We start from the raw sequence: 21,907 nt of genomic DNA on the forward strand, positions 1-21,907 counted from the left end.
GTCAGGCGGCCCGCCAGCCCGTGCCGTCGGGCCGCGCACGCCCTTCCTGCTGCAGCTTCAGCAGATGGGCGAGCACATTGCGCCCGGCCGCCGGACGCAGGTCCGGGTTGAGGGGCACATAGACGCATTCTACGATTTCGTTCAGCGACTGCGAACCGGCGCTGATGGCGGCCAGGATTGCCGCCTCCCGCCGCAACCGGTGGTCGAGCAATTCGCGCAGATAGGTGGCAGGCCCGGCCAGCGGCGGCCCATGGCCGGGCAGCAGCAGCCGGTCCTCGCGCGCGATCAGGCGGCGCAGGCTGGCCACATAGGCGGCCATGTCGCCCTCTGGCGGGCTGACCACGCTGGTCGACCAGGTCATCACGTGATCGGCCGTCAGGATCACGCCGTCGGCGCGGGCGAAGCAGAGATGGTCGCCGGCATGGCCGGGCGTATGCAAGGCCCGCCACGCCCCGGCCATGTCGCCGTCGTCCAGGGCCACATCCGGCACGAAGCCTGGATCCTGAGGGCGATGGAAGCCATGCACGGGGGCGCCGGTGGCCGCGGCCAGTGCCGGCACCGCGCCGATATGGTCGCGATGGGTGTGGCTGACCAGGATCCGCCGCACCCGCCCGGACGTGGCACGCAGGATCGCCTGGACATGCCGCGCATCGTCCGGCCCCGGATCGAGCACGGTGATGCCATCATCCTCGATCAGCCAGGTATTGGTGCCGTGGCCGGTCATCGGCCCCGGGTTGTCCGCCACCAGCCGCACCACCCCGGGGGCAGCCGGCAACGGCACGCCACGGGCCGGTTCGGGTTCGGTGAGGAAACCCATGGGCGCTCCCTCCGTCAGTCCGGTCTTCGATGCACCATCGCGGCCGCGCCTGCAACCGCGCCGCCGGAAGCGGCGGCCGCCGCTTTCTCTTCCTGGCGCCGGCGCACCTGCTCGCGATGAAGGTTGTACAGCCCGGCCGCGGCCACGATCGCCGCCCCCACCAGGGCATCGCGCGAAGGCAGCTCGGCGAACACCAGCCATCCCAACGCGCCGCCCCACAGCAGGGTGGTGTACTCATAGGGCGCCAGCGCACTCACCGGGGCCAGGGCGAAGGCACGCGATTGCAGCCAATGGGCGACCCCGTTGCTGACCCCGATCAGCAGCAGCGCCGCCGTGGCAGCGGGTGTCAGGGCCGGCATGGCATACATCGCCGCGAGCAGCACACCGGCCGGCACATGCGCCGCGAGCAGCCAGAAGGACAGGCATTCCGGGGTTTCAGTGGTCGCCAGCATGCGGTTCATGATGCGCGAGACCGCGAGCGCCACCAGCCCGGCGATGAACAGCAGCAGCACCGGCGTCCAGGCGATGCCGCCCGGCCGCAGCATCACCATCACCCCGGCGAAGCCGATCAGCGTGGAGGTGGCGCGGCGCCAATGGATGCGCTCGCCCAGCATGGGGATCGCGAGCAGCGTCATCAGCAACGGCACCACGTAGCCAAGGGCATAGCTGTCGGCCAGCGTCATGCCCTGCTGCCAGGCCACGTACCAGGCAAAGGAGACGAAGGCATGCACCAGGCTGCGCAGCGCCACCATGCCCTTGCGCACCGGGCGCAGCCGCGCCCAGGTGGCAGCCATGCTGGTCTCCTGCGCGCGGGCCAGCAGCGCCACGGTGGGCAGGCCGAAGGCGGCACGGCCGAACATGGCGCCGGCCAGCCCGACCACAGGCAACGCCCATTTCACCGCGGCATCGCCGACCGTCAGCAACATGTAGCAGATGCAGGCGAGCAGGATTCCGCGCACGGTATCGGTGCCAGTGTCGTGCAGCGTGTGCCGGGGCGGGGGGGCCATCGTCAGTCCTTCGCGTGGGTCAGCTCGACGCACCGTTCCACCACAGCGCGTGGCGAAACAAGCGCCTGACGCAAATTAGGCGATGAGACCGATATCTTGAAACCGATACCTGAACAGTGGCACCAGCGTCGGCGCGCAAGGCGCAACCATGACGCAGATGGTTATGGCCATTCATCCCCTCCCTGGTGTGGCGACGCGGGCCGGGGCTACGCTGCCCTGCGCAACGGGCCGGAGGGGACATGGCGCTCAATCTGATCACCGACGTGGTGGGGCTCGCGGTCGGACACGCCTCCGATCCGGTGCTGGCCTCCGGCGTCACCGCGATCCTGTTCGACCCCCCGGCGGTGGCCTCGGTCGCCGTGCTCGGTGGCGCGCCGGGCGGGCACGACACCACCATGCTGGAACCGCACATGACCGTCGAGCGCATCGACGCCGTGGTGCTGTCCGGCGGATCGGTGTTCGGGCTGGACGCGGCCGGCGGCGTGCAGGCGGCCCTGCGCGAGGCCGGCCGCGGGTTCCGGCTCGGCCCGGCGGTGGTGCCGCTGGCCTCGGCCGCGATCCTGTTCGACCTGCTGAACGGGGGCGACAAGAACTGGGGCCGGTTCCCGCCGTATCGCGAGCTCGGCTATGCCGCGGCGGTCGCCGCCCGGCCGGGGGAATTCCCGCTCGGCACCGTCGGGGCCGGCGCGGGGGCGACCACGGTGACGCTGAAGGGCGGGCTGGGCTCGGCCAGCGCGGTCACGCCATCCGGCCACACCGTGGGCGCGATCGTCGCGGTGAACGCGGTCGGCACGGCGACGCTGGGGGACGGCCCCTGGTTCTGGGCGGCGCCGTTCGAGCAGGGCACGGAATTCGGCGGCCGTGGCTGGCCCTCCCAGGTCCCGCCGGAGGCGCTGGAGCTGCGGATCAAGCGCGCGCCCGGCACCAGCACCACCATCGCCCTGGTCGCCACCGATGCCACCCTGACCAAGCCCCAGGCCAAGCGGCTCGCCATCATGGCCAATGACGGGCTGGCCCGCGCGATCCTGCCCGCGCACGCGCCGATGGACGGCGACACGGTGTTCGCCGCCGCCACCGGCCGGCGCCCCCTCGCCGACGAGGAAGACCTGACCGAACTCGGCCACCTCGCCGCCATGGTGCTGGCGCGGGCGGTGGCACGCGGGGTCTACGAGGCGACCGCCCTGCCCTTCCCGGGCGCGCTGCCGGCCTGGCGCGACCGCTTCGGCTGACGGCGCGCCCTTATCTGGCGGCGCTGGGCCCCGGCCCCGGCCCCGCGGCGGTCAGCACCATGGTGACGTCGCCGAACCAGCGGGTCTCGAAGGTCATCCGCACCGGCACCGGCGGCACGCCGGGAACCGCGCGGGCGAACCAGACGCTGCCGCCGTGCGGGCGCTGCTGCCATTCCCGGTCGCTATCGATGGAAAACCCGGCAAGCTGCCGGCCCAAGAAATCGCAGCGCAGGGACGGCCCGGCATAGGCCGCGTCCGATTCGGGCGGCAGCACCACCTCGGCGACGGTGCGGGCGGAGACCTCCGACAGCCGGCGGCCATCGAAGACGCGCGCCGTGCCGTCGCAGCGCCCGTCATCGGCGACGCGCTGCACCAGCAGCGCCAGCGCGCTCAGGGTGTCGATGGTGTTGCGGCGCTCGGCCGCCGGCACCTCGTCGCGATCGCCCGCATTGGGGGGCTGCAGCGTGCGCAGCACCGGCTGGCCGGCATCGTAGTCGAGCAGCGTCTCGCGCGGCTGGCCGCGCACATGCCCCCAGGAATAGAAGCGTTGCGGCGCGGGCCGTCTGCCCTGCCAGAGCCCCTGCGCCCAGGAATGCTGCTCGGTGCGCATGAAGGCCGAGAACAGCCCGGTGGTGCCGTAGGTCACATCCACCCGGTAGCCGGACCGGTCCATGGCCAGCGCGGCCTGCACGCGCATGACCGACAGGCCCATCGCGCTGCCGACATAGCTCATATGCGCGTTCCCCGCCGTCAGCGTCGATCGCGTTTCCGCCTGCGCCGCCGACAGGGGCAGGAGTGCCAGAATCAGAACGGGAAGGGGGAAATTCCGCATGGCCGCAGCCTGCCATGAAATGCCGCGTCGCCGGGCGTCACAGAGGCTTGACATGCATGCGGCCTCCAACCTATCAAGCCGCTCCCCACGGATGGGCGCGTAGCTCAGCGGGAGAGCATTCGCTTCACACGCGAAGGGTCACAGGTTCAATCCCTGTCGCGCCCACCATCCCATTCTTTTTCAGCCATAGCGATCATCAAGCTGCCGCCGCACGGCATCTGTCCCCCATTGAACGGCGCCCCGCTCCGGGCGCCGGACGGGGTTGCGCGCCCCTGTGACGATTGGTCGCGACAGCATCGGTTTATTGATTCAGATCAAGGACCCTGAAGCTGCAACAGACGACGGTCCGCCGCATCATGCTCCCCCGACGCACTCACCGGCCGCTCCAGCCCGGATCGCTTGATCTTGCGGTCTCGCTGGCCATGGCCACGTTGCCGCAGCCCGTGATCGCGGGCCTGCTGCGGCGTCTCACCCGCACGCTGCCGCAGCGCCAGCCCACGCTGGTGCGCCGCATGGCCGAGCTTGACGGCAAGCGTATCCTGATTGTGCCGGACGAACTGCCCTACGCCTTCCTGATGAGCTTCCCGGGCGGCACGGTGCAGATCGAACTGATCGACCCGGCCGAGGCCCCGCCCACGGAAGCGCAGATGCGCGGTCCGCTGCGGCTGTTCTACGACCTCGTGCGCGGCGGACGCGACGGCGATGCGCTGTTCTTCAGCCGCGAGCTCAGCGTCACCGGCGACATGGCCGCGGCGGTCACGCTGCGCAACGCCATGGACGGCGCCGGCGTCGACCTGTTCGCCGAGTTCCTGGACATGCCCGGCCCGATCGGCCCGCTGGTGCGCGGCGCCGGCAGCCTGGTCGATCGCTGCGCCGGCATCGTGCTCGGGCCGCTCGCCGAACGCGCCGCCCGGCTCGAATCGGAAGTCGCCTCGCTGCGCGCCGAGCTGCGCCGGCTGAAGGAAGGCACCCCCCGGCCGCGGCCGGCCCGCCCCGCCCCGCCACTCGGAGCCCGCCCATGAGCGCCGTCATGACCAGCGCGCCGACGGCCAGCGCGCAGATGATCCCCGAGATCGTGGCCCCCGCCGGGACGCCGGCCGCCCTGGTCGCCGCCATCGATGCCGGCGCCGACACCGTCTATTGCGGCTTCCGCGACGCCACCAATGCCCGCAACTACCCGGGCCTGAACTTCACCGCCGAGGACCTGAAGGAGGGCATCGCCTACGCCCATGCCCGCGGCCGGCGCGTGAACGTGGCGATCAACACCTATGCCTCGGCCGGCAACACCAAGCTGTGGCACAAGGCGATCGACACCGCCGCCTCGCTTGGCGCGGACGCGGTGATCATGGCCGATATCGGCCTGCTCGACTACGCCGCCCGCACCCATCCGAAGCTGCGGCGGCATCTGTCGGTGCAGGGCGGCGCTTCCACCATCTCGTCGATCCATTACTACTACGAGGCATTCGGCATCGCGCGCATGATCCTGCCGCGCATGTTCACCCTCGACGAGATCGCCGAGCTGAAGACGCGCGTGCCGATCGAGATCGAGTGCTTCATCTTCGGCAGCCTCAGCCCGATGACGGAAGGGCGCTGCTCGCTCTCCGCCTATGCCACCGGCCGTTCGCCCAATCTCTGCGGCGTCTGCTCGCCCGCCGAGCACGTGCGCTACGAGCAGCAGGACGGCGAGCTGCTGTGCCGGCTGGGTGATTTCGTCACCAACAGCTTCGGTCCCGGCGAATCGGCGGGCTACCCCACCGTGTGCAAGGGCCGCTACATGGCCGGCGATGCCGACCCGGCCTATGTGTTCGAGGAGCCGGAGTGCCTGAACGCCGCCGAATACATCGGCGCCATGCGCAAGGCCGGCATCTGCGCCTTCAAGATCGAAGGCCGCCAGCGCGGCCGGTTCTACGTGGCCGAGGTGGTGGCGTCGTTCCGGGAACTGATCGACGCCGAGGCCCGCGGCGAATCCTTCGCCAAGCACGGCGCGGCACTCGAGCGCCTGCGCCGGCTGGCCGAAGGCGGGGAAGAAACCAAGGGCGCCTATCGGAAGGGATGGCGATGAGCGCGAAACTGGTGATGGGGCCGGTGCTGTTCCACTGGCCCGCCGAGACCCTGCGCGACTTCTACTTCCGCATCGCCGACGAGGCCGAGGTGGATACGGTCTGCGTGGGCGAGGTCGTGTGCTCCAAGCGCATGCCCTTCTTCAAGGACCACATGCCGGAGGTGATCCAGCGCCTGCAGCGCGCCGGCAAGGAAGTGGTGCTGTCGAGCCTCTCGCTGATGTCCGACAAGCGCGAGGAAGCGGCGATGCGCGAGCTGATCGCGCTGGCGCCGGGGCTGGTCGAGGCCAACGACGTCGCGGTGCTGCGCGAGCTCGGCGGCAAGCCGCACATGATCGGCCCGTTCATCAACATCTACAATGAAGACGCGCTGGGCTACCTGGTGCGGGGCGGCGCGGTGCGCGCCTGCCTCAACCCCGAGGTGCCGGGCAACGTGGTCAACGAACTGGCGCAGCGCAGCACCGTCCCGCTGGAAGTGATGGTGTTCGGCCGCCAGCCGCTGGCGATCTCCGCGCGCTGCTTCCATGCCCGTGCCGAGGGCCGCACCAAGGATGGCTGCCAGTTCGCCTGCAACGCCGACCCGGACGGGCGGGTGGTGCGCACCATCGAAGATGTCGGCTTCCTGGCGCTGAACGGCTGCCAGACCCTGTCCTATACCTGCGGCAACCTGGTGCACGAGCTTGCCCCGCTGCAGCAGGCGGGGGTGGAGCGCTTCCGGCTGTCGCCGCAATCGGGCGACATGGTGGCGACGGCGCGCATCTTCCGCGCGGTGCTCGACGGCAAGCTCGCGCCGGCGGCGGCGGTGGAGCAGTTGTCGGTCCTGCATCCCGACCTGCCCTTCGCCAACGGCTTCTACTACGCCGAGCCCGGCCACCGCTTCGTGCAGCCGGCCGCCGCCGAAGCCGCTTTGAACTGAGTCAAGGCCAGGGCTCTGCCCTGGACCCGGCAGGGGCCACAAGGCCCCTGCACCCCATTCTCGCTGCGCGGCAAAAGATCGGGTTCCAAGGGCCTGTGGCCCTTGGTGGAGGTCCAGGAGGCGAAGCCTCCTGGTAGGGCGCGGGGCGACGCCCCGCCAACGCGCTACAACGCGGCGACACGCCGGCGTGCCGACCTGCCCTGCGGCACTTCGACCGCAGCGCCGGTCAGCTCCGCCACCCGCGCCGCGAACGCCGCGAGATGGATGTTCATGTCGAGCGTCCGCTCCGCATAGCGGCGCGCCCCGCTGCGCAGCCGCCGGTTCAGCTTCTCGTCTTCAAGCACGCGCAGGATGTTGTCCGCCAGGGCCGCGGGATCGAGCATCGGCGTCAGCAGGCCGTTGCGCCCGTCGGTCACGAATTCCCGCACCGGCTCGACATCGGCGGCGACCATGGGAGAGCCGCAGGCCAGCGCCTCGCGCAGCGACCACGAAGCCACGAAGGGATAGGTCAGGTAGACATGCGCGTCCGAGCGCTGCAGCAGGCGGAGATAGTCTTCGTAGCTGACCTGACCGGGCAGCAACACGCGGCTCGTGTCGTACTTGCCGGCAAGCTCCTGCTGGAAATGCGCCCGCCATGTGCTGTTGGCCAGCCGTGCGCCGTAGCTCACGTCGTCGCCGCCCACCATCACCACCCGCACATCCGGCCGCGCCTTCAGCAGTCGGGGCAAGGCGCGCATCATGACGTGGAAGCCGCGATAGGGCTCGAGGTTGCGGCTGACATAGGTGACCAGCTTCTCCCCGGGCTTCACCCCGAAGCGCCCGAGTGCGAACGGCGCCTCCCGCACCGCCGGGTCCGGCCGGCAGACATCGAGCCTCGCACCCTCTGGCAGCACGCTGATCTGCTCCTGCGCCCAGGCGGGATAGCGGGTGTGTTGCCAGGACGTCGGCGTCTGGCCGTGCTGTTCCAGCGACAGCGCCAGCAGGTTGATGCTGTTCATCGCCCGGATGCGCGCGAACTGTTCCACCCCCATCGGGAATTCAGGGTCGCAGCCAACGTCCTGGCCTTCGGTGCGGTAGAAGAACTCGAAATAGCCAAGGATCGGCGTATTGGGCCAGACATCGACGAGCTCGAGCAGATCGCCCCAGCCGTGATGGCCGATGATGATGTCCGGGGTGAAGCCGAGATGGCGCAGGTTGCGCGCGAGCTCCGCGACGGAAGCGGCGCGTCGCATGGCCACGTCGAGATCGCGGATGTTCGGGTGTACCGCTTCCTTGGCCGGTGCCGGCTTGCGGTAGACCACCCGGCGCACGCCGGGAATGGCGTTGTCGTTGGGCTCGGACAGAAAGACGATCTCGTGGCCGGGCTGCGTCAGCAGGTGCCGGATGATGTGCAGATACTGTCCCGGAAAGTTTTGATGTACGAACAAATAGCGCACGCGGCGCCTCCCCGGGCGGTTCAGTGCCGGGAACAGGCGGGATTGCCCCCCGCCCCCGGCCCTGGTGATGCGACCGACCGGACGCGAGGCGTCCGCTCGCGCATCCACGCGGGCATCATCAGCCCCGCACGTCGCCGCGGCGGACGGGAATGCCCGTCACACCAGGGGGTCCCGGTCGCAATCGCCCCCTGGCGCATCATCCAACCGAACGGGTCTGCGTATCGGACAAGGATGTTCGTGAAAGCGCCTCAGCGGGTCCGCCGGCCCGCTCCCGGCTTGAGCACGGGCTTGGCGATCGGCCGTGGCTTGGCGGGCGTGGCGACCCGGCCACGCGCACGCGATCCGCTCTCGGCGCCGGCTTCCGCAACCGGTGCCGGCGGGGCCGCGGGGCGGGCGGCCCGGACCTTGGTGCGGGGCCGGATGACGATCTGGAAGGCTTCCACCGGGGCAAGGCTCTCTGCCTCGCAGGCTTCCCCCGCCGCGACCGGGCCGACACGGGTCCCGTCGACGAACGTGGCGGTATAGAAACATTCATGAGTCTCGGCGGCGGCGCCGCGCAGACGCAGCCGCAGGCCCAGAATTGGCAGCGCCATGCCACGGCTTCCGCAGAACTGTCCGCCTTCCACCCAGGGCGACAGCCAGCCACGCCCGAGCACGGCCTGGTACTCGATGTCCTGCGCGGCAATGCCGGAGGCCGGCGCGATGGCGAAACCTTCGATCCACTGCTTGCTGCCGGGCTCGCCGATCCAGGCACCGAGCTGTCCGCCGACATCGCCCACGGCCTGCACATGCGCGAGCACGTCCACCACTGCGGGCGCCGCCGTCGGCGCGGGGGCGGGGGCCTCGGCCGCCTGCGGCCGCGACGCAGTCTCCAGCAGCCGCACGACCTGCAGCCGCGGCGCTCCGGCGGCATCGGCATTCTGCGCCTGGTAGACGGTCACGAGGAGCTGCGCCGGGCCGTCCGTCACCCGCACCAGCGCCGCATCGCCGGCACCGCGCAGCCATCCGTCATCGCGAAACGTTTTGATGTCGATTGCATCCGGCCGACCGAGCGGCCCGGGAGGCAGAGACAGGCGCACGCCCGGAAGCCCGGATGCCGCATCGGCCGCCTGCGAGGGGTTCTGAACGATGCAATAGAGTCCTGCATCCAGCGTCATCAGGTGACCGCTGACTTTCAGCTCGGTAACAAGTCGGGCAGCACGACCGGTGCCGCTCTCGGCTTCTGACATTCGAAACTATCTCGCTCTCGACAATTCGCTAAGTGGCGACGGGGCTTATGCAACGCTCGCGCGCAGACATTCATGACCCGAGTGTATCGCCACTGCAAGCAGCGCGTTGTTGACGGCAGCAGGCAAAAGACCGAACGGCAGGACCCAGCCGCGCCCGGTGCGCCGAACCCGTTCTGATTGCGCACCGATATCGAAAACGGCCACGTCAAGCCCGGCCCGCCATGCCTCGCCGAGCGTATAGCACCAGGTTTCCGGCCAGACCGAGGGCAGGAAACCCAGATGGGCGTCCTGGGCCCGGATCTGCGCCACCACCTCGTCCGGCTCGTACGGACCGGTGACGAACACCCGTCCGGTCGCCAGCAGCCGCGCATCATCCGGGGAATGCCCGACCAGCACGAATTCAAGCGGCAGGCGGCGCCCGGCCGCATCGCGCGCGCAGGCCAGCAGGACGTCATAGCCCTTCTCCGGGCCGATCCCCCCGACCACGCAGACCCGCCGCACCGGTGTGGCGGGACCGGGCCGGCGCGGCGGCAACGCGGCATCATCATCGAGCGGACGGATCAAAGGGAGGACAGCGGGAAAATGCCGGCGCAGCCGCGCGGCCGCATCGGCCGAGGGCACGATTACGCGGCGCGCCGTGCCGAGTCGCGCCGCCGAGCGCCGGCGCAGCGCCGCGACCGCGATCGCCTCGCCGGTGGCGGTGCCGGCATCGGCGATACAGGCCTCGCAGGTCGGATCCGCTTCCGGCTCGCCGCAATAATGCCCGGTCGGGCCGACCAGGGTGATGCGCGGACAGAGCCAGGCATAGTCGTGCACATGCACATCGCAGGGCACGCCCAGGCGCTCGGCCAGCCCGGCCAGCGACGGGTCATGGCCGAGCAGGTGATGCAGTTCGACGACAGCCGGGCGAGCGGCCCGCAACAGGCGCAGCAAGGCAGGCCACTCGGCGGGCAGGGCGAAGCGCAGATTGGGGGTGGTCGGCTCCGGGCCGTCGGACACCACGCAGAGGCTGGCGCGGTCGGGATCAGCCCCGTCCCCGGTGCGCATGCCTTCGGTGCGCATGCCTTCGGTGCGGACGGGGCGCAGCACCAGCGGACGCAGCCCTTCTTCCCGCAGCGCCGCGCAGCGGGCCCGCACCGCACGCTCGACGCCGCCGCCGGAATCGTGCGTGATCAGGATCGCCGCCGCGCCGTGCCGGGAAGCGGCGAACCCCGCCGCATCCAGCCGCCGCCGGGCCGGCAGCAACGGATCGGCCCGCTGATGCGCCGCCACCAGTGCCCGGTAGCCGGGATGCAATCGTTCCAGAATGGCATTGTTACGCACAATCAGCGGGCTGCGCGCGGCCCCGAAGGACGCGCCGCCGAGATGGGCAACGAAGGTGCCGGGCACCGCCACGTGCCGCCAGCCCAGATGACGGGCGCGCAGGCAGAAATCGTTCTCCTCGCCGTAGCCCTGCGCGAACAGGTCTTCCCGGAACAGCCCGGTCGCATCCAGGCATTCCCGCCGGATGTACATGCAGAACCCGACGGCCGTCGGGATCTCCACCGTGATGCCGGCATTGACGCGCGCGGCCAGGGCGGCCAGCCGGCGCAACCCGGCGGCGTCCGGGGCCGGATTCCCGCCCGCGACCAGCGGATAGCTGAGGATGGTCGCATCATTGGACAGCGGCGTCGCGGTGCCGATATCGGGTTCGGCCTGCACCGCCGCGCGCAGGGCCTCGATCCAGCCCGGCGGCGTGAGCGTATCGCTGTTGAGCAGCACCACATCCGGGTCACCAGGCAGCGCCCGCGCGGCCCGCAGCCCGGCATTGGCCGCGGCGGGGAAACCACGGTTGCGCGCATGGCGCAGCAGCCGGATGCGGCGCCGGCGGGCCAGCGCATCCAACGCCTGCGCCAGCTCCGGCTCGGGCGTGGCATCGTCCACCACCACCACCCGCGTGCCTGTGGGTGCGGTCGCCAGCACGGCGTCAAGGCAGGCCAACGTCAGCCCGGTGTTGCCGTACACCGGCACGACCACGGCCACCCGGCGGCGCGGCGCGCACGGGGCTGCGGCCGGCCGCGCCCAGGCATCGGCCGGCACGGCGAGCAGCGGCGGAACCGGTGGCGCCTTGGCCCGGACCGGCCCGACCGGGAAAGCCGCGGCGACCGCCCGGGCCGCGGACACGGCATTGCGGGACTCGAGCGAAGGATCGAGCGGGCTGCCGGCAAGGTCACGCCCATCGGGGCCGCAGACATGCAACAGGCCGGCGCCGGGCAGCGACGCCGCCGGCACCACGAACCGGCGCGGGCGTGCGAGCGACCGTGCCGCCGTCATCGCCGCATCCTCGGCCAGGATGTCCAGCCGGAACCGGCCGGATGCGGCGCGGATGGTCAGACGCGGCGGCATGTCGGGAGAGGCGGGGTGCCAGGCCCAGCCCTCCAGCCCGCCGGCCAGGGCAGCCACGAATCCCTCGGTGCGGCGCAGGGCCACCAGGTCGAGCGGACTGCCCAGCAGCGGCCGCGCACCGGCCGTCACCTCCAGGCGCCGTCCGGCCGGGACGGGACGGGCGGCGGAAACCTCCCGTCCGTCCAGCAGCGCGGTCACCGGCGCCGCAGAGGCCATGGCGAGGCAACCGTCCTCGCGCAGGCCGCACCAGCCCGGCGCCCCTTCCGCCGCCGCCACCGCTTCCGCCAGCGGCGCCAGCGTGGGATCGTTGGCGAGGCTGTGGCGCGACAACAGCGTCCGCAGCGCCGCGGCGGCCCGTTCGGTGCACCCGGTGCGCCATGCCGCCACCGCGCTGGCAAGCCAGGCTTCACGGGCATCGGTGCGCCGGGCCACCCCGTCCAGCAGGGCCAGGGCAGCGGCGGCATCGCCCTGGGCCAGCCGGGCAATGCCCAGGGTAAAGCCGACCGTGTCGTCCTCGGGGGCGAAGCGACGCGCCCTGTCCAGCCAGCGCAGGGCATCGGCGACATCCCCCCCGGCGAGGGCAGCCTGCCCCCGGTCGAAGGCATCACGTGCCTGACGGGCCAAAATCCCGGCGCGGGTCGGAAGGGCCAGGGCTGCGCCCTGGACCTCATTCATCAATGCATCGCCTTATCTTGCTATCTTGCGCCCGCATCCGCCTGAGCTGGCGCCGCCGGATGGGGCGGCAGCGCAGCGAGATCCCCCTGCGCCTCGGTCAGGCCCTGCTCGACGGCGCGCTTGAGCCAGGTGCGCGCATCGTCGTAATTGGTCTCCCCGGCAAGGCCCCGGGCGAGATACCGGCCCAGCATCATCTGCGCATGCGCATGGCCCCGCTCCGCCGCCATGCGGAAGAAACGCTGCGCCTGCGGACGATCCCAGGGAATGTCGTGGCCACCGCCATACAGCGCGCCGACGGCGAACATCGCCCCGACATGGCCCGCCGTCGCCGCCCGCTGGAACAGCGCCAGCGCCGCATGGTGATCGCGCGGCCCGCCGCGGCCATTCACCATCATCTCCGCCAGCAGCACCTGCGCCTCGGTCATGCCGGCCTCGGAGGCACGCGCGACCCAGGACCGCCCCTCTTCCAGGTTCTGCTCGACGCCGCGGCCTTCCAGCAGCATGCGGCCATACCAGTACTGGGCGTTGACCACCCCATCCGCCGCCTTGCGCAGCCACTCCGCGGCCCGCCGGTCGTCGCGCTCCACCCCCACGCCCTGGGCGAGGCAGACGCCGTAGTTGAACGCCGCCACCAGGTCGCCGGACGCGGCGGCCTGCTCGAACCATTCGCGGGTGCGGATGCCGTCCTCGGCCGAGCCCTGCCCCTGCAGCACCAGCGCGGCAAGGTCGTATTTGGACTGCATGTCCCCCGCCTCGGCCGAGGTGCGGAACCAGCGCGCCGCCTCGGCCGGGTCGCGCGGCACCCCGGCGCCGGTGAGATAGAGCATGCCGAGGGCCCGGGCGGCCATGCGATGGCCGGCCTCGGCGGCCCGGCGGAACCACATCGCCGCCTCGGCGTGGTTGGGTGGCAATTCGCCGCCCCGCACATAGATGTCACCGATCAGGGCCGCCGCCTCGGGGTCGCCCGCGAGCGCCGCCCGGCGCAGCCAGGATTCGCCGGCGAGCGGATCCTTCGGGATGCCGCGGCCTTCCAGCAGCGCCAGGCCGTAGCGCGCCTGCGCCGAGCGCAACCCCTTCTCGGCGGCCAGCTTGTAGAAGGCAACGGCCTTCGCCGTATCCTTCTCCACCCCGGTTCCCTGCTCGTGCAGCACGCCCAGCAGGTACTGCGCGGTCGGCAGCCCCGCCTCCGCGGCCCCGGCGAGCGAGGTAGCGCCGGCGACGTTCTCCTCCGGCTTGCTCGCCCGCCGCAGCAAAGCGAGGCCATAGCCGAGCTTGCCCTGCGGACAGTCGGCCGCGGCGGACCGGCGGTAAAGATCCTCGGCCCGTTCGAGGTCGCGCATCGCCTCGGGACCGGAAGTCAGAATGTAGCCGAGCAGCGCCTGACCATCGGGCGAGCCCTGCGCGGCGGCCTTGCTCGCCCAGTCCAGGGCGCGCTCGAAATCGGGCTTTGCCGGCTCGTTCTGGGTGAACAGCGCCGCGGCCGGCCGGCCGGCCGACAGCTCCGAGGCGGCGGCCGCCGCCACCAGCCCCGCGCTGGCCGGCACGCCATGCACGTACAACGCCGCCAGCATCGATTGCGCTTCGACGAAACCCTGGGTGGCCGCCCGCTCGAGCCAGCGCGCCCCTTCGATCGCGCTCGGCGGCACGCCGGTGCCCTCGAGGTAGCAGCGGGCTACCTGGAACTCCGCTTCCGGAATCCGCGCCTCGGCCGCCTTGGCCAGCAGCGGGAAGGCTTCCGCGCGCTTGCCACCGGCGATCAGGCGCTTCGCCCGCTTGAGTGCGCCCGTGGCGGACCCGAACAACCCGAACAGACCGGCCATCGATCAGGCTCCGTTGACCAGGGAAAAGCCGATGCGTCCCCTCATGGTTCCCGCATACCCTCGGAGGCGGCGGGGATAAAGCGTGACATCAGGTAGCCGATGATGGTGCGCTTGCCGACACGGATATCCGCCGTCACCGGCATGCCGGGGACGATGCGCGCGCCTTCGGGCAGGTCGTGCAACTGCACCGCGTCGATCGACATCTTGGCGCGGAAGAACAGCACCCCCATCGCCTGCGCCGCGCGCGACTTGTCCACCTGCTCCTTGGACGGCGGCGCCGTCGGATCCTTGAAGCTGTCCGGGCTGAGGCTGCGCACCGTGCCTTCCGCCGTGCCGTACAGCGCGTAGGGGAAGGTTTCGAATTTCAGCGTCACCGGATCGCCGACCCGCACGAAGCCGACATCGCGCCCGTCCACCGCCGCCTCGATCTGCAGCGGCGCATCCAGCGGCACCAGCTCGATGAATTCCTGCGCCGTCTGCATCACCGTGCCCACGCTCACCGGGGCGATGCGCAGCACGATCGCGTCGCGGTCGGCGCGCAACTGCACCAGGGTGCGCCGCAACGCCGCCTTGTTGAACTGCTCGCGCGCATCCGCGAGCTTGCGGCCCTGCTCGGTCAGTTGCTGCGAGGTCTCGGCGGCGTTCTGGTGCACATAGCCGTCGCGCTCGGCCACCAGGGCGGCGAGGTCGCGCCGGGAGGACTGCACTTCCGAGCGCGCCGCGGCGAGGCGGGATTCGATGTCCACCCGCGCATCGGTGGCCGCCAGCCGGTTGAGCTGGCTGCCCACCTGCAGCCGCTCCAGTTCGCGCCGCTTCGACTCCACCTCGCTCGCCAGCGCCAGGCGCTGCGTGTAGGTGCGCACATCCGACTCCGCCTGCGCCGCCTTCACCGTCAGCGCCTCGATCTTCTGGCGGTAATTCTCCAGCCGCAGGGTCCGCTCGCCATGGCGCTGGGTGAAGATCATCGCCTGCAACTGCCCGGCCGGGCTGCCATCGGACTGGTAGATCCGCCCCTGCGTCTCCGCGGTCAGCCGCGTCACCTCGGCCGACAGGCTCGCCACCTGGGTCTCCAGCGAGCCGGCATCGGCCTGCGCGAAGGTCGGGTCGAGCTGCGCCAGCGTGTCGCCGGCATGCACCAACTGGCCTTCCTTGACCTCGATCGAACGCACGATCGCGGTCTCCAGCGGCTGCACCATCAGGTTGCCGGTGGTCGCCGTCACCTTGCCCGCCGCCGTCACCACCCGGTCGATCGGCAACAGCGACATCACCGCCAGCAGCGCGGCGAACAGGGACGCCACCACCCAAGTGGTGAAGCGCGCGGCCAGCGGCACCGGGCGCGCGATCAGCGCCGCGGTGGGCGACTGGTATTCCAGCAGCACCGGCGCCGCGCCCTCGTTCTGGGTCACGGCCCCGGCGGTGATGACGGACGTGGGAGGCTTGCTCATGCCGCGTCCTCCCTCAACTGCCCTGGGCCAGCACCGGCGCGGGCGCGGCCGCGCGCTGGCTGTCCATGTAGCGGGTCTGCTGCAGCCAGAGCTGGCGGTACACCGGGCAGCGCTCCACCAGGTCGCGATGCGGCCCCACATCCATGACGCGACCGCGGTCCAGCACGATGATCTGGTCCATCTCGGTCAGCGAGGACAGCCGGTGTGACACCACCAGCATGGTCCGTCCATGCGCGATGCGGGCGATGTTGGCGTTCACCAGCGCCTCGCTCTCCGGATCGAGCGCGGAGGTCGCCTCGTCCAGGATCAGGATGCGCGGGTCGGTGATCAGTGCCCGCGCGATCGCCAGGCGCTGGCGCTGGCCGCCGGAGAGGTTCGGCGAGCCTTCCTCGACCACCGTGTCGTAGCCCTGCGGCATGCGCTCGATGAACTCCTCGGCCCCGGCGAGGCGGGCGGCACGGACCACGTCGGTCAGCGTCAGGCCGGGGCGGCCGCCGATGATGTTGTCGCGGATGGTGCCGCGGAAGAGGAAGTTCTCCTGCAGGACCACGCCGAAGCTGCGGCGCAGGTGCTGCAGGTTGATCGAGCGCAGGTCGTTGCCGTCGATCTTGATGTAGCCTTCGTACTCACGGTTGATGCCCTGCAGCAGGCGGGTAATGGTGGACTTGCCCGACCCGGAGCGGCCGACCAGCCCGACCGAGCTGCCCGCCGGGATTTCGAAGCTGACGCCGTCGAGCGCGGTGGTCTTGGACCCGGGATAAGTGAAATCGACCTTGGTAAAGCTGATCGCGCCGGCGAAGCGCGGCCGCAGCCCGGCTCCGGCACCGGTGTCCTCGCGCGGCTGGTTGAGCACGCTCGCCGCCATCGAAACGGCGGCGCGCACGTCCTCGATCTGCTCGAGCATGCGGGCGATGCCGCCGAGCGGCTGGGCGAGCCGGCTGCTGAGCATCATGAAGGCGACCAGCCCACCGCCGGTGCCCGGATCATCCAGCGTCAGATAGGCGCCGACCATCATCACGCCGGAGCGCAGGAAGAAGTCGAACGGGATGATCAGCGTCTGCGGCCAGTTCAGCGTGTCGAGCATCTCCAGCTTCCACCCGCCGGCGGCGGCGGTGGTGTGGTCCCACGCCTCCTTGCGCTGCGGCTCCAGGCCCAGCGACTTCACGGTGCGGATGCCGCGCAGGCTTTCGACCAGCACGGTGGATTTGCTGATCTCGGCCTCGTTGTAATGGTGATAGAGGCGCCGCACCGGCTGGATGAAGGCGACGATGATCAGCAGGATCACCCCGGCGGCGAGCAACGCCATCCAGGTCAGCGTCGGACTGAGCCAGAGCAGCACCGGGATCAGCATCGCCAGCGTGACCAGGTCGAGCAGGGTGGTGAGCACCTGCCCGGTGATGAAGTCACGCACCTTGCCGATATGGCCGAGCCGGTAGAGCACGCCGCCGGCCTGGGTGCGCTCGAAGAAATCGATCGGCAGGCCGAGCACCCGCCGGAACATCCACAGATTGACCCGGCCGTCGACGCGCCGCGCCAGCGCCACCGTGAGCTGGCGGCGGATGAAGCCGAAATAGGCCTCGTAGAAAACCGTGATGCCCAGCACGATCGAGACCAGGGCGAGGGTGCTGTAGCTGCGATAGGTGACCACGCGGTCGATCACCACCATGACCAGCATCATGCTGACGATCGACAGGGCGGTCATCATGATGGAGGCTGCGAAGGTCTCCTTCATCAGCCGCTTGTCCTGCCAGATCAGGCGGAACAGCCACAGGAAGCTGAACGGCTCGTTGTCATAGGCGCCGCCGCGATCGGCCCGCAGCAGAATGGCGCTGCCCTCCCACAGCTGCGTCACCGCCGCCAGGTCGAGGGCATGGGGCTCGTGATCGGTCGCCGAGGCCGGATCGCGCACCCAGATCAACTGGCGGGCCGGATCGGCGCGCACGACCAGGAAGGCCCCGCCGTCACGCCCCATCAGCACCAGCGGCCCGGAGATCGGCAGAGCCAGCAATTCGCTCCAGCGCAACCTTACGGCGCGCGCCCACAATCCGGAGTTGCGCAGCCAGTCCACCAGCGCCGCCGGCTGAGGCACCTCGCCCAGGGGGAAGCGCAGATCGTCGCGGTCGAGTTCGACCCCGTAGTGGCGCGCGGCGGTGATGACCGCAAGCAGACGCAGTTCCACGGGATTGACGCCCGGGGCGGCGCCGGTGAGGACCGTCTCATCGGCCCGGGAACCGGACGGCTGGAGCTGGCCGTTTCGCAGATCCAAATCAACACCTCATGTTCGAGGACAGGCCGGCGCTGTCCGGTCGATGGGACCATGGCTGGCAGCGGGGCAATACCCCGGCAACGGCCATCCCGTTCGCCGGCAAACCCAACCGGCCGCATCCCCGCTTATAGCAATTTCGTGAGCAACGCGAGGCCCAAATGCACCACGTTGCCGCGAGCCCCCAGCATTAAACAGTGAATATCCTTGGACCAATATGGTGTATTTGGATGTATCGCAATACACCCGCATTCCGAGACGAAATTCTTCAAATAATTGTCGTACGAATCGCGATCAAAAACGGGTCCGAATGCAACCTTCCTGGCCCATTGCCGCGTAAGCTCCCCTTTCCGACCGGAATGGTCGACTCATTTGCGGCTTGCCGGCACAGCATTTGCATGACAGTCTTCCGCGCCGGAAGCAGGAGAATTAAGCAGCATGGACCTGCCAGAAGACAGTGTCGGCGCGTTCACGATTCGCCGCGCCCGGGGCGGCGGCGAAGGACCGCTTGCCGGCCTGGACTGGGCAGTCAAGGATCTGTTCGACGTCGCCGGCGATACCACCGGTTTTGGCAGTCCCGACTGGCGGCGCACCCATGCCCCCGCCGTCGCCACGGCACCGGTGGTGCAGACCTTGCTTGCGGCGGGCGCCCGGCTGGTGGGCCGCACCAAGACAGTCGAACTCGCTTTCGGCCTGACCGGGGAAAATCCCTGGGACGGCACGCCGCTCAATCCTCGCACGCCGGATCGGTTTCCGGGCGGATCAAGTTGCGGCTCGGCGGCGGCGACCGCGGCAAGGCTGGTGGATTTCGCGCTGGGCTCGGATACCGGTGGCTCGGTGCGGATCCCTGCCAGCTATTGCGGCCTCTATGGCCTGCGCCCGACGCATGGCGCGATCAGCCTGGCCGGCGCCTGCCCGCTCGCGCCAAGCTTCGATACGCCGGGCTGGTTCACCCGCGAAGCCGCCCTGCTCGAACGGATCGGCGACGTGCTGTTGCCCGGCAGCAACGCCCCCGCGACCGGCCCGCTGCTGCGCGTCGAGGAAGCCTGGCTGGGGGCGCACCCTTCCGTCGCCGCCGCCCTCGCCCCGGCGCTGGAGCGGCTGGCACCGGCCTTTGGCCGCGCCCTTGGCATCAGCGTGTTGCCCGAGGGCCTGACCGCCACCTACGAGGCATTCCGTGCGCTGCAGGCCGAGGAGGCCTGGACGTCCCTGGGAGGCTGGGTCAGCGCGGTGCAGCCGCGCCTGAGCCCCGCCGTCGCCGGACGCCTCGCCGCGGCGCGCGACATCCCCGCCGAGGCGGTGCGGAACGGCACGGCGCTGCGGCGCCGCCTGCAGACGCGGCTGCGCCCCCTGCTGGCCGGCGGCGCCGTGCTGGCCTTCCCGACCTCTCCCTGCCCTGCCCCCTTGCTGTCGGCGCCCGAGGAAACCCAGCAACAGATCCGCGAGGCGACGCTCGGCGTGACCGCGATCGCCGGGCTCTGCGGCCTGCCGGAAGTCACCCTGCCGGCCGGCACGGTGGCAGGCGCCCCGGTGGGGCTGTCGCTGGTGGGCGGGGTCGGTTCGGACCGGGCGTTGCTCACCCTTGCGAAACGGGTCGCCGGGGTGTTGGCTCTGCCCTGAGCCGCAACCGGAAGATCACGCCATGCAAATACGCGCCGCAACGACCGCCGATATTCCGGAAATGCAGGCAATCTATGCCTACCATGTCCTGCACGGCACCGGCACCTTCGAGGAAATCCCGCCAAGCATCGAGGAACTGGCGGCCCGCGTCGCCGCCGTGACCGCGCGCGGCTGGTCGTGGCTGGTGGCCGTCGATGCGACCGGCGTGCTCGGCTACGCCTATTACGCCCAGTACAAGGACCGCACGGCCTACCGCTTCACCGCCGAGGACAGCGTCTATGTGCGCGAGGACGTGCGCGGCCAGGGCGTGGGCAAGGCGCTGGTGGCGCAGTTGCTCGCGGACGCGACCGCGAAGGGATTTCGCCAGATGGTGGCGGTGGTCGGCGATGCCGAGAATGTCGGCTCGGTCGGCGTGCACGCCTCGCTCGGCTTCACCCGGGCGGGGGTGCTGCGGGCGACCGGGCTGAAATTCGGCCACTGGCTCGACGTGGTCATGATGCAGCGGCCGCTCGGCAACGGCAGCCGCGACGTTCCCCAGGACTGACCGGAGCGGCGCGGGCGCGGACTACTCCTTCGTCCAGCCCGCCCGGAACATGCAATCCTCGAAGAACGCGTCGCGGGCGCCGCTGTTGGCGTCCTGCGTGCCGTAGCGCGGCTCCTGGTAATAGCCTGGGCTGGTGCGGCAGACGCGCTCGTCCTTGTCCTTCCAGCAATAGCGCTGCGGCGGCCGGTAGCCGCCGGGATCGGTCATGACGACAACGGGAACCGCCGGCGCATGCTGGAACGCGCCGGCCTGGCAGGCCGCCATCTGCCGGTCCCGCATCGCTTCGGTGGCACCCGGCTTGACCCAGTTGGTGCAGCCCGCGAGCGCTACGACCAGGCCAATGGCCGGAAACCACCGGCCCCAACCGGGGCCGGACCTGGACTCGCGGGTCGCCATGACTGCCGCCTTATCGACTGTCGCCTCATCCCGGCGCGGCCTTCCGGCGCGCCCCATTGCGACGCAGCAGGAACTCGCGGCCGACCTTCACCATCGGATTGCCATCGTAATCGACAATATCCGCGGTTGCATAGGTCTCGTGCCATAGATCTGGAATGAAACTACCGGTGCCGACCACGTCGATCGGCGCCTTCGCGTCGGCCATGACCCGGCACTTGTCCACGCCGAAGCCCGACGAGGCCACGATCCGCACCGCCGGGAAGCCGGCGGCATCGAGGGTTTCGCGCATCCGCCAGATCGCCGCGGCGGACACTCCGGTACCCACCAGGAAGCGCAGTTCGGTCTCGCTGCGGTAGCGGCGGATCGCCCCCGGGGCATGCCGCTCCAGCACGGCATAGCTCTCCGCCGGGTCGAGCCCTTCCAGGAAGCGGCCGCCATGAGTGTCGAGCCGCAGCCCCAGCCGCCCCGCCGCGGCCAGTTCGGGAAAGCGCCGGCAGACCGCGAGCCCGTCGGTGATCTCGCGACCGAAATAATCGACCAGGGCAGTCAGCGGCTCGTCGGGGAAGGTCTCGTGGAACATCTCGGCGGCGCGCAGGGTCGAACCGGCATAGCCGATCAGCGAATGTGGCATGGTGCCGCGGCCGCGCGGCGCCTGGCCGGACGGGGCGCCGAACCAGTGCGCGGTGGCGTCATTGGCATTGCCGACGAAGCCGCGTGCCCCTTCCCGCCGCGCCGCCTCGCTGCCGACCGAGGCGGCATAGGCCATCATCTCCTGCATCTCCGCGCCCGCGCAGTGGCGCGCGTCCATGGCCAGGAACGCCACCTCCGGCAGCATCAGCGCCATCTGGTAGGCGTTGTGGGCGGCGACGCAGGCCGGACCGACCTTCTGCAACGCGATCGTTTCGAGGTCGGACAGCAGAGTGAAACTGCCGGTGATGTAGACCAGCGGCTCACCCGCGCCGACCCAACTGCCCTCGGGATAGACCTCGTCAACCTCGAAGCGGGTGCCACGCAGCTCCGCCACGGTGCCCAGCCATTCCAGCATGAGCCGTGGCGCCGAGATCACCGGGCGGCGCAGGAAGATCGCATAGGTGACCGTCTTGTCCCCGAAACGCTGCACGATGGCGCGGGTGCGGTTGAAATAGGCGTCGGTGCGGCCGGCGATGTCGGCCGCCAGCTCCACGGCCGAGGCATCGTTGCGGGGCGTCGGCAGGGTCATGGCTTCGTTCCGGC

Annotated in this window: 17 protein-coding genes and 1 tRNA gene; 7 read left to right on the top strand and 11 right to left on the bottom strand. The window is 70.6% G+C overall.

Translation table 11 applies throughout. The features are described 5' to 3' along the window. Position 1: 1 nt before the first annotated feature. Together NBY65_RS03720 and NBY65_RS03725 are read right to left on the bottom strand one after the other, a co-directional pair. Complete coding sequence (locus NBY65_RS03720; protein ID WP_150045401.1) at positions 2-817, bottom strand: MBL fold metallo-hydrolase; 816 nt, start codon at positions 815-817, stop codon at positions 2-4. 14 nt (positions 818-831) lie between these two features. After that, a complete protein-coding gene (locus tag NBY65_RS03725) occupies positions 832-1,824 on the bottom strand; it encodes a DMT family transporter (RefSeq protein ID WP_203330731.1) in 993 nt (330 codons plus the stop codon). Positions 1,825-2,063: 239 nt separating this feature from the next. On the opposite strand from NBY65_RS03725, the gene NBY65_RS03730 reads away from it, so the two are divergent. Then, on the top strand, positions 2,064-3,053 hold the full coding sequence (locus NBY65_RS03730) for a P1 family peptidase (protein WP_150045400.1): 990 nt from the start codon (positions 2,064-2,066) through the stop codon (positions 3,051-3,053). A 10-nt stretch (positions 3,054-3,063) separates the two neighbouring features. Here the strand turns inward: NBY65_RS03730 and NBY65_RS03735 are convergent, their stop codons facing one another. Then, positions 3,064-3,885, bottom strand: a complete 822-nt coding sequence (locus NBY65_RS03735) for a DUF3108 domain-containing protein (protein WP_162530877.1) — start codon at positions 3,883-3,885, stop codon at positions 3,064-3,066. A gap of 93 nt (positions 3,886-3,978) precedes the next feature. Here NBY65_RS03735 and NBY65_RS03740 point away from each other — a divergent pair. The 4 genes from NBY65_RS03740 to ubiV all read left to right on the top strand — a co-directional run bounded on the left by NBY65_RS03740 (position 3,979) and on the right by ubiV (position 6,861). Next, positions 3,979-4,053: transfer RNA gene (locus NBY65_RS03740), tRNA-Val, on the top strand. 188 nt (positions 4,054-4,241) lie between these two features. Next, positions 4,242-4,907: a ubiquinone anaerobic biosynthesis accessory factor UbiT gene (gene ubiT, locus NBY65_RS03745; protein WP_150045398.1), complete on the top strand. Its 666-nt coding sequence runs from the start codon at positions 4,242-4,244 to the stop codon at positions 4,905-4,907. Continuing rightward, positions 4,904-5,947 carry a ubiquinone anaerobic biosynthesis protein UbiU gene (gene ubiU, locus NBY65_RS03750; RefSeq protein WP_150045397.1) on the top strand — a complete coding sequence of 348 codons (1,044 nt, stop codon included), beginning with the start codon at positions 4,904-4,906 and terminating at the stop codon, positions 5,945-5,947. The genes ubiT and ubiU overlap by 4 nt, the downstream gene beginning before the upstream one ends. Beyond that, a complete protein-coding gene (gene ubiV / locus NBY65_RS03755) occupies positions 5,944-6,861 on the top strand; it encodes a ubiquinone anaerobic biosynthesis protein UbiV (RefSeq protein WP_150045396.1) in 918 nt (305 codons plus the stop codon). Before ubiU ends, ubiV begins: the two co-directional genes overlap by 4 nt. A 164-nt stretch (positions 6,862-7,025) precedes the next feature. Here the strand turns inward: ubiV and NBY65_RS03760 are convergent, their stop codons facing one another. From NBY65_RS03760 to NBY65_RS03785, 6 genes are all read right to left on the bottom strand, one after another. Then, the gene (locus tag NBY65_RS03760; protein WP_150045395.1) at positions 7,026-8,297 is read right to left on the bottom strand and encodes a glycosyltransferase family 4 protein; all 1,272 of its coding nucleotides are present in this window, start codon (positions 8,295-8,297) and stop codon (positions 7,026-7,028) included. 248 nt (positions 8,298-8,545) lie between these two features. After that, a complete protein-coding gene (locus NBY65_RS03765; RefSeq protein WP_150045394.1) occupies positions 8,546-9,526 on the bottom strand; it encodes a hypothetical protein in 981 nt (326 codons plus the stop codon). 45 nt (positions 9,527-9,571) lie between these two features. Next, positions 9,572-12,586 (bottom strand): glycosyltransferase, encoded by a 3,015-nt coding sequence (locus tag NBY65_RS03770; RefSeq protein ID WP_150045393.1) that lies wholly within the window; start codon positions 12,584-12,586, stop codon positions 9,572-9,574. Between the two features lie 20 nt (positions 12,587-12,606). Further along, complete coding sequence (locus NBY65_RS03775) at positions 12,607-14,406, bottom strand: tetratricopeptide repeat protein (protein WP_150045392.1); 1,800 nt, start codon at positions 14,404-14,406, stop codon at positions 12,607-12,609. A gap of 41 nt (positions 14,407-14,447) precedes the next feature. After that, positions 14,448-15,851, bottom strand: coding sequence for an HlyD family type I secretion periplasmic adaptor subunit (locus NBY65_RS03780; protein WP_250265630.1), 1,404 nt, complete (start codon positions 15,849-15,851; stop codon positions 14,448-14,450). Positions 15,852-15,864: 13 nt separating this feature from the next. Next, the gene (locus NBY65_RS03785) at positions 15,865-18,117 is read right to left on the bottom strand and encodes a peptidase domain-containing ABC transporter (RefSeq protein ID WP_239002967.1); all 2,253 of its coding nucleotides are present in this window, start codon (positions 18,115-18,117) and stop codon (positions 15,865-15,867) included. 435 nt (positions 18,118-18,552) lie between these two features. Between NBY65_RS03785 and NBY65_RS03790 the strand changes: the two genes are divergently transcribed. Both NBY65_RS03790 and NBY65_RS03795 read left to right on the top strand, forming a co-directional pair. Continuing rightward, positions 18,553-19,734 carry an amidase gene (locus NBY65_RS03790; RefSeq protein WP_150043162.1) on the top strand — a complete coding sequence of 394 codons (1,182 nt, stop codon included), beginning with the start codon at positions 18,553-18,555 and terminating at the stop codon, positions 19,732-19,734. A gap of 22 nt (positions 19,735-19,756) precedes the next feature. Beyond that, positions 19,757-20,278, top strand: coding sequence for a GNAT family N-acetyltransferase (locus NBY65_RS03795; RefSeq protein ID WP_150043161.1), 522 nt, complete (start codon positions 19,757-19,759; stop codon positions 20,276-20,278). Positions 20,279-20,299: 21 nt separating this feature from the next. Here NBY65_RS03795 and NBY65_RS03800 read toward each other — a convergent pair whose 3' ends face one another. Further along, positions 20,300-20,674, bottom strand: coding sequence for a hypothetical protein (locus NBY65_RS03800; protein WP_150043160.1), 375 nt, complete (start codon positions 20,672-20,674; stop codon positions 20,300-20,302). Positions 20,675-20,699: 25 nt separating this feature from the next. Further along, a complete protein-coding gene (locus NBY65_RS03805; RefSeq protein ID WP_150043159.1) occupies positions 20,700-21,893 on the bottom strand; it encodes a beta/alpha barrel domain-containing protein in 1,194 nt (397 codons plus the stop codon). Between the last annotated feature and the right edge of the window lie 14 nt (positions 21,894-21,907).

It is taken from the genome of Rhodovastum atsumiense, from assembly GCF_937425535.1.
Classification (GTDB): Bacteria; Pseudomonadota; Alphaproteobacteria; order Acetobacterales; family Acetobacteraceae; genus Rhodovastum; species Rhodovastum atsumiense.

What these genes read in the sequence shown, in the direction of transcription:
- NBY65_RS03800 (WP_150043160.1), bottom strand. Translation starts at nt 20,674, where the DNA reads ATGGCGACCCGCGAGTCCAGGTCCGGCCCCGGTTGGGGCCGGTGGTTT.
- ubiV (WP_150045396.1), top strand. Translation starts at nt 5,944, where the DNA reads ATGAGCGCGAAACTGGTGATGGGGCCGGTGCTGTTCCACTGGCCCGCC.
- ubiT (WP_150045398.1), top strand. Translation starts at nt 4,242, where the DNA reads ATGCTCCCCCGACGCACTCACCGGCCGCTCCAGCCCGGATCGCTTGAT.
- NBY65_RS03780 (WP_250265630.1), bottom strand. Translation starts at nt 15,851, where the DNA reads ATGAGCAAGCCTCCCACGTCCGTCATCACCGCCGGGGCCGTGACCCAG.
- NBY65_RS03795 (WP_150043161.1), top strand. Translation starts at nt 19,757, where the DNA reads ATGCAAATACGCGCCGCAACGACCGCCGATATTCCGGAAATGCAGGCA.
- NBY65_RS03735 (WP_162530877.1), bottom strand. Translation starts at nt 3,885, where the DNA reads ATGCGGAATTTCCCCCTTCCCGTTCTGATTCTGGCACTCCTGCCCCTG.
- NBY65_RS03730 (WP_150045400.1), top strand. Translation starts at nt 2,064, where the DNA reads ATGGCGCTCAATCTGATCACCGACGTGGTGGGGCTCGCGGTCGGACAC.
- NBY65_RS03765 (WP_150045394.1), bottom strand. Translation starts at nt 9,526, where the DNA reads ATGTCAGAAGCCGAGAGCGGCACCGGTCGTGCTGCCCGACTTGTTACC.
- ubiU (WP_150045397.1), top strand. Translation starts at nt 4,904, where the DNA reads ATGAGCGCCGTCATGACCAGCGCGCCGACGGCCAGCGCGCAGATGATC.
- NBY65_RS03775 (WP_150045392.1), bottom strand. Translation starts at nt 14,406, where the DNA reads ATGGCCGGTCTGTTCGGGTTGTTCGGGTCCGCCACGGGCGCACTCAAG.
- NBY65_RS03725 (WP_203330731.1), bottom strand. Translation starts at nt 1,824, where the DNA reads ATGGCCCCCCCGCCCCGGCACACGCTGCACGACACTGGCACCGATACC.
- NBY65_RS03790 (WP_150043162.1), top strand. Translation starts at nt 18,553, where the DNA reads ATGGACCTGCCAGAAGACAGTGTCGGCGCGTTCACGATTCGCCGCGCC.
- NBY65_RS03720 (WP_150045401.1), bottom strand. Translation starts at nt 817, where the DNA reads ATGGGTTTCCTCACCGAACCCGAACCGGCCCGTGGCGTGCCGTTGCCG.
- NBY65_RS03805 (WP_150043159.1), bottom strand. Translation starts at nt 21,893, where the DNA reads ATGACCCTGCCGACGCCCCGCAACGATGCCTCGGCCGTGGAGCTGGCG.
- NBY65_RS03770 (WP_150045393.1), bottom strand. Translation starts at nt 12,586, where the DNA reads ATGAATGAGGTCCAGGGCGCAGCCCTGGCCCTTCCGACCCGCGCCGGG.